Here is a 6,811-nt window from a genome sequence, read left to right on the forward strand (position 1 = left end):
AATAGCCATCCGCTCTTGTTACATCTGCTGCAGGACCAACCATTTTAATTGTCGTACCTGAAAGTAGCTTTTTAGCTCGGTTATCTTCCGTATTTAACGCTTTTAATGCATTACTTAATGTTAATGTACCACGACTATGAGAACCAAGGTATAAATCATCTTTACCATACTGCTTCATGATATTCATCGCTTGTAAACTTGAATTATCCATACCTAATAAGTTTCCAAAAGAAGTTTCAAACATTTTCTCATAACCCGCCACTAAGAGCTCTGACAAACCATTTTTCGCTTCAGGATGGTGAACAAAATAAACATCTTTATATACCTTTTTATCTATATTGCCTGTTTTATCATCCCTGCCCGCAATATAGTTTTGTACTGCAAATTTTGCTGCTGCATTATGATTATTAAAGATGCCATTAAATGCAACGACATATTTACTCTCTGTTTTCCCTGTTTTTGGATCAGTATAAGTGACTTTTTGTAATTGATTACGCTCTTGATCGGATAATTCATGCAATACATAAATATTACGTCCTTTTTCTAGTTGCTGCTTAAGGTATTCTGTTCTATCTAACCCCTTAGCATCTGCTTCTTCATTTATTTTTTTCAGAATTTCTGGATCCTTTATAGGCTCTCCTTTTTCATCCACTTTATGAGTAAACATCCGATGCTCAGCTATAAACATTGTTCGATAAGCTTCATCCGTTGCGCCACCAACATTCTGCGCAAAATTCTGAATTGTTGCAACATCCTGTTCAACTTCTTTTTGCATTTTCGCATGATCTGCTTTTTCAAGTTTATTTGCGTCTTGCTCTGTTGATTTTTTGATACTCTCAATATTCTGTTTACCCTGCATACTCGCAATATTAAAGTTACCATCACTAATCACAGCATTAGTTGTACTCTGATTATTTTCACTTTGACTTCTATTGCTCGCTAAATTAGCTAGACCAATTTTTGCTGCAGCGTATAAATCTGTACTATGAACATCATCTGTGCCTAAACCAAATTTTACCAGCGATTGATTTGCTTTATTTGGATTCGCCTGTTCAAAGGTTTCGCCCTTTCTATCCTCACCACGATAAGTTTTATTTAAAGCTTTATCCTCATCAGAAGTTTGATCACGATCTACAGAGAAACCTCCCATCAATCCCATCGCAGATGATTTCGCATTAGAATAATTTTGAATATTCGAAATCTTGTGCTGTCATTTGATTTTTCTCTTTTGGTGCACTTGAAATGATAGCGCCACCAATAGAAGAAACTTTATTTTTTACATTGATATCATAGCCATCATTACCTGCAAAAATTCCTGCCTGTTCATTTACACTCGCATAGTCTGTATTAACTTTCGACTTATTGAAACTACCACCCGCAGCAAAACCGTACCCCACTGTCACACTCCCACTCGCGTTCATTTGTTTACCATGATAGCGAGATTTATCTTGTAAACTTTCGATATTCAAGTTTTCAGCATTAAGTTCTACACGTTTGCCTTTTACTTGGGTACCAATAATATTGGCATCACCACCAGCTTGAATCACGGTTTTACTTTGGCTATCTCCCACATGACTAGCCACATAAGAGGTTTCATCACCATTACCGTAACCTTTTCCGTAATTACCGCCTAAAGTAGCCCCAGCAAGCGCACCATTACTCACTTTAATGGCTACCCCTGCATTAAAACCACTCGATTTATTCGTGCTACGTTCTTGGTGGTTTTGTTCTGTGGCTTTAATATTGACTTGGTTATCTGCAATCAATGTTGTGCCTTGTTTGCCTGAGATATCCGAACCTTTAATATTAATGTCAGAATTCTTTCCAGCACCCGTTGCCACAATATTCACCTTGCCGCCTGCATTAACTTGAGATTTGGCCGCGGTTTTTCCTTCAGTATGAGTACGTGATTCGCTCTTTTTAAGCTATTAATAAAACTTACAATGTTGCATCAAATTTTGCTTAAAAACACTACAAAGCCTATATTTAAGACACAAAAAGTGCGGTCAGTTTTTGAGAGGTTTTAAAACTCTTTGAAAATTGACCGCACTTTGTATTAGATACTTTAAGTTATATGCATTTCAGATATCTAAAAGCTTAACCTCAGAAAACTCAATTTTCGGGATATATTTCTGAAATATCTAGCCATTAAAATTCAATTTAATATTTCTACATATATTTCATCCTCAAAGTCCTCAATACTAGAAATATCTAAAACATACTCATCAATTCTTTTAACATGAAAACTAAATACAGAACTAAAACCATACTCGTTACTTTTAAAATACAAAAACAAAACACAAGGTTTACCTGGAAAAACTTTATTCCATTTAACTTTAAAAGCATTAATAAAACAAAATGATTCCTCTTTAGTATTCTTAGATACATAATCTTCAATATATATTTTATTAATAGAAAACTCGTACCCAGAGAAATCTAAAAATTGTTCTTTAATATTATCAATGGTTATATCATCACTATACTCATCACTCCATAAAAAACTAAAAAAAACACATTTATTTATCTCAACAAATCCACTATCTAATATACAAGACAATTCTGTAGATAGACTCTTATGACTATAAACCTCATTAAAAGAGTCTATCATCTTTGAATTCATATAAATCATTTTTTCTCTCCTAAATAATTTAAACCTTTATCTATACCCCTTCTAAAGTCTGGGTTACTTAATAATTCTTGTATATTCTTAGGAGCAACCTTACCATCAGATATTTTTCCAACATAGAATTTATCATCCTTAGGATTATAGTAATATTTTATATTATTTTGATCCTGATAATGAATCTGGCCTGGTCTTTTACCTGGAGAAGGATTTTCAATATCAATTCTTGCTTTTGAACCATTTTCTTTCCAAACTGTTGAACTAAATATTTTTGTACCATTGGCTCCTAACATTGCATTGTTATCAACCGCTTTAGCATTTACAGCATCAACTTTTTCAGGGGAATAAACTTTAGGATCATAATAACGTCCATCTTTACCTTTATAAGCTGTTACCTGCTTACCTGTATTATCTTTAAAGGTATATAAAGGTCTTCCATTTGGAGTAGTTTTACCAGTACGGACTGCATCTGCCGGTAAGCTATTCCAACAGTTATTATGCACCCAAACGCCATCAAGGTCAGAATTTGCTCCTTTGATAAAGTAAGTGTGATCAGTCTCAACTGTCAGGTTATATGCACTTAACTTCTCAGCCTTGATGCTAACACCTTTCACCGTTTGCCAGTGATTATTTTCTGACAACAACTTATAACCCGCTTTCAGGTTTTGTGCATCTACCCACTGAGCGTTTTGAATTTCACCTTTATAGAAATGCCCCTCCGAACTTGGCACTAGCTCACCTTGACTTACTTGTGTAAAGAATGGGTGAATTTTGTTTGAAACAATGGTTTGCTGTTTACCCTGTTCATCAATCACTTCTACATATACCGTAAAATCATATGGGTTGTTGTAGTGCGCTTGTACACGCTGATAGGTCATTTGTCCTGTCAGTTCATTTTTCGCATAAACCTTATCTCCGACTTTAATAGACGCTATCGGCTTATAACCTTGCTCTGTTTTTACTTCCATGTCACCACGGAAAGAACAAGTTTTAGGTTTTATCTTCGCGACATTAATACCTGAATGAGCTACATCAATCGTGCCATTTTTTAATTTGGCAATAGACTTAGCTATCCCCAATCCCGCACCACTGAGAACCACGCCTCCAGTTGAAACACCTTTCATTTTACCTTGGCGGTAGCCTTGCATTTCACCCGCGAGTTTTGGATTCTCGTGAAGGGCAAGCGCATAAGCCTCATCCCAATCTTTCAATGAGACCACAATATTATTATAGGTTTTCTCTGGATTTGAGATTGCTTCCCATAAAGACACAACGGTATCATCTAAATTAACAACCGCATCCGCTGTTTCTTTAACACTATCAATTTGCCCTTTAGCCTCTGCAATCTCTAGACCTTCTTGATATTCTTTAGCTTTATCTTCATCTCCATTGAATAAAACCTTGGCATACATTTCAATGTTTTGCTTACGCTCATCACTAGGATGAACGTCATCAGCCATGCTGTTATTCTCCACTGAATCTTTCGCCGTCTTAGCCGCAATAATCGCCCCATCAGAACTATCTGATAAACTACCACCCGCAATACCTGCCGCCACTTGGCTTAAAGAAGATACTGTACGTTTTTCTTCTTCACTGAGCTTTTCAGGTGATTTATCATAAAGTGTCGAGGCTAGGAAATGAGCCGCCGCCTCACCACCTGCAGCACCCGCCGCGCCCGCAGCAACATTACGGTTACCCGCATAAGCCTCTACCGCGCCCCAAAGTGCATGAGCTGTCAAATTGAGAGCGGTATTCACATTGCCTTTTGCATCTGTTGTCGCTTTCTTAATTTGATTATTCACCGTAGGCGATAATCCTGAAGCCACCACTTCCGCTGCCGGTCTGCCAGCTAAAGCAGTGCTGATAACATTTAATGCTGAATCAATGACAAGGCGTTGACTTCCACCTGTTTCCCATTCTTTGGCTTTGCGACTCGCTGTCTCAAAATTATCTCGTGCTTGTTTGACTAAAGCGCGGTTAGTTTCGTTGTTGTTTTCTGCCTTGGCTTTTTCTGCTTCTTCTAACGCAATTGCGGCTTCATGACGCTTCGCTTTCGCTTCTTCGCCAAATTTATTAGCAAGCAAACTTCCAGCTTCCGCGACATTTGGTCCAAATTTCTCTGTCACCTCACGTTGGAAATCAAGTTCTTTTTGAACATCATCTTTATTAAAACGGTTCTCTAATTTGCCACTTTTTGTCGTGCTAGATTGGCTATTGGAATCTTTACTATACACCAATGCAAGGTTTAGGTTTAATAGTAATATTCACCTTTTCGGCAAAGGCGAAGTCAATGGCCATCGCCGTTTGGGTGTCTTACTCGCTCGAGATATTTCCGTAGAAAAAGCATTAGAAAAAGTAGAGCGTGCTTACGCGAAGTTGGATGTGAAATTATAAGATTTGCTCAACTTAAATATCGTTGAAAATAAAAAGTGCGGTCAATTTTTGAGAGATTTAAAAACTCTTTGAAAATTGACCGCACTTTGTATCGAGTTAAATTGTACTCTGCTTAAAATACTTCAGTATTATTTATCCCCAAGGCTTAGCATCAGGTTTGCTATGTTTTTTTCGCCATTGGATACATATTGGACTATCCCACATTAGCCTTTCTTCACAAACTGGACCACCTTCAAGATACCAACCTTTTTTCTCTAAGCAAAGATTCACTTCTGGATTAATACTTTCTCCTGTTACATAATCCATACCGCAATTCTTCATATCTTTTTCTTTTCTATCAACATATTTAGTTAAAACATTAGGATCTGATTCAGGGAATAATGCATCCGCATTATGCAAACGCCAATGATAATGTTGTGGTGCCGGCTTAAATCCTCCAAAAGAACAGCTAAATAATGTTAGCGAAAATAGTATTAATAAAAATCTCATTTTTTCTCCTCCTTAATTCATGTTATTTAACTCAAAAATAGTCGTTTCATTACCCATTTTAAGATCTGTTTTTTTTCTATATCCATCATCCACACATTGTGGCTGTCCTAATCCATGACAATTATGAACGGAAGAGACCTCATTACGAAACATATCCACTTTAAGTTTAAGCCAGCTATTATTATTGTTATTTTCTGTCGTGGTTGCAGGGTTGCCTCCCAATAAAATCGGCATACTACCTACTGGGTCACTAGCATGATTCTCAATCCGAATTGAACCATCTGAAGTTGTTCTTTCTTTACCCGTTTGCAATTGACTTAAATAGCCATCCGCTCTTGTTACATCTGCTGCAGGACCCACCATTTTAATTGTCGTACCTGAAAGTAGCTTTTTATCTCGGTTATCTTCTGTATTTAGCGCTTTTAATGCATTACCAACAGTTAATGTTCCTCGACTATGAGCCCAAACGATGGCGAGCTTCTCCTGACGGGTGCCTAAAACATCAATTTCGTTTGATTAAGATTTTTACTATTTTCATGAATAACTTTATTCAGTTTGTCTATTTTAGTTAGTTCAAGCTCGAGTCAGGAGACGCGTTATCTAGCGGTAGATCTTGCCTTTAGAAAAGTGCGGTCAATATTCAAGAGATTTTAGAATTCACCGAATATTGACCGCACTTTTAAGCGCCTTTTTTAATTACTGCCAAGGCTTAGCATCAGGCTTGCTGTGTTTTTTTCGCCATTGGATACATGGAGGTCTATCCCACATTAGTGTATTTTCACAAACAGGTCCACCTTCTAAATACCAGCCTTTTTTCTCTAAACAAAGATTGACCTCTGGATTATCACTTTCTCCTGCCGCCCAATCTATAATACCGCAATCAGTCATATCTTTTTTTCTTCTGTCAACATATTTAGTTAAAACATCAGGATCTGATTCAGGGAATAATGCATCCGCATTATGCAAACGCCAATGATAGTATGGCGGTAGAGGTTGAAACCATCCACTACAGCTTGTAAGCAATAAGATTGAGGGTATTAAGAATAAAAATCTTATTTTCATTTTATTTCTCCTTCGCTTTATTTAATTCAAAAATAGTTCTTTCATTACCCATTTTGAGATCTCCTTTAGTTCTATATCCATCAATAACGCATTGTTGTTGTCCTAACCCGTGACAATTATGTACGGATAAACGTTCATCACTAAACATATCTGCTGTTCGCTGTAACCAGCTTTTATTCAGATTATTTTCAGATGTCGTTGCAGGGTTTCCTCCCAATAAAATCGGCATACTACCTACTGGGT

The 6,811-nt window shown here is 36.9% G+C and carries 6 protein-coding genes and 3 pseudogenes; 1 reads left to right on the plus strand and 8 read right to left on the minus strand.

Annotated elements, in window-relative coordinates; translation table 11 throughout:
- From A9501_RS09665 to A9501_RS09810, 4 genes and pseudogenes are all read right to left on the minus strand, one after another.
- A pseudogene (locus A9501_RS09665) lies at positions 1-1,159 on the minus strand (hemagglutinin repeat-containing protein); the annotation flags it as partial.
- Positions 1,160-1,175: 16 nt separating this feature from the next.
- Positions 1,176-1,859: pseudogene (locus tag A9501_RS09585) on the minus strand (hemagglutinin repeat-containing protein); the annotation flags it as partial.
- Positions 1,860-2,155: 296 nt separating this feature from the next.
- The gene (locus A9501_RS03125) at positions 2,156-2,629 is read right to left on the minus strand and encodes a hypothetical protein (protein ID WP_048953547.1); all 474 of its coding nucleotides are present in this window, start codon (positions 2,627-2,629) and stop codon (positions 2,156-2,158) included.
- Positions 2,626-4,857, minus strand: a complete 2,232-nt coding sequence (locus tag A9501_RS09810; protein WP_065264892.1) for a polymorphic toxin-type HINT domain-containing protein — start codon at positions 4,855-4,857, stop codon at positions 2,626-2,628. Before A9501_RS09810 ends, A9501_RS03125 begins: the two co-directional genes overlap by 4 nt.
- Here A9501_RS09810 and A9501_RS09890 point away from each other — a divergent pair.
- Positions 4,802-5,017: pseudogene (locus A9501_RS09890) on the plus strand (hypothetical protein); the annotation flags it as partial. The gene A9501_RS09810 and the pseudogene A9501_RS09890 overlap by 56 nt on opposite strands.
- Positions 5,018-5,149: 132 nt before the next feature.
- On the opposite strand, the gene A9501_RS03135 reads toward A9501_RS09890, so the two are convergent.
- The 4 genes from A9501_RS03135 to A9501_RS03150 all read right to left on the minus strand — a co-directional run.
- Entirely contained in the window at positions 5,150-5,506 is a 357-nt protein-coding gene (locus tag A9501_RS03135; RefSeq protein ID WP_065264893.1) for a hypothetical protein, read from the minus strand.
- A 12-nt stretch (positions 5,507-5,518) separates the two neighbouring features.
- Positions 5,519-5,869 carry a hypothetical protein gene (locus tag A9501_RS09595; protein WP_065264894.1) on the minus strand — a complete coding sequence of 117 codons (351 nt, stop codon included), beginning with the start codon at positions 5,867-5,869 and terminating at the stop codon, positions 5,519-5,521.
- A gap of 333 nt (positions 5,870-6,202) precedes the next feature.
- Positions 6,203-6,568, minus strand: a complete 366-nt coding sequence (locus A9501_RS03145) for a hypothetical protein (protein WP_065264895.1) — start codon at positions 6,566-6,568, stop codon at positions 6,203-6,205.
- 1 nt (position 6,569) lies between these two features.
- The coding region (locus tag A9501_RS03150) for a hypothetical protein (protein ID WP_257006482.1) at positions 6,570-6,811 on the minus strand (242 nt) is incomplete at its 5' end.

The organism is Haemophilus sp. CCUG 66565 (genome assembly GCF_001679495.1).
Lineage (GTDB): Bacteria > Pseudomonadota > Gammaproteobacteria > Enterobacterales > Pasteurellaceae > Haemophilus > Haemophilus haemolyticus_K.

Coding starts and splice junctions, on each gene's coding strand:
- A9501_RS03125 (WP_048953547.1), bottom strand. CDS start 2,629: ATGATTTATATGAATTCAAAGATGATAGACTCTTTTAATGAGGTTTAT.
- A9501_RS03145 (WP_065264895.1), bottom strand. CDS start 6,568: ATGAAAATAAGATTTTTATTCTTAATACCCTCAATCTTATTGCTTACA.
- A9501_RS03135 (WP_065264893.1), bottom strand. CDS start 5,506: ATGAGATTTTTATTAATACTATTTTCGCTAACATTATTTAGCTGTTCT.
- A9501_RS09595 (WP_065264894.1), bottom strand. CDS start 5,869: ATGGTGGGTCCTGCAGCAGATGTAACAAGAGCGGATGGCTATTTAAGT.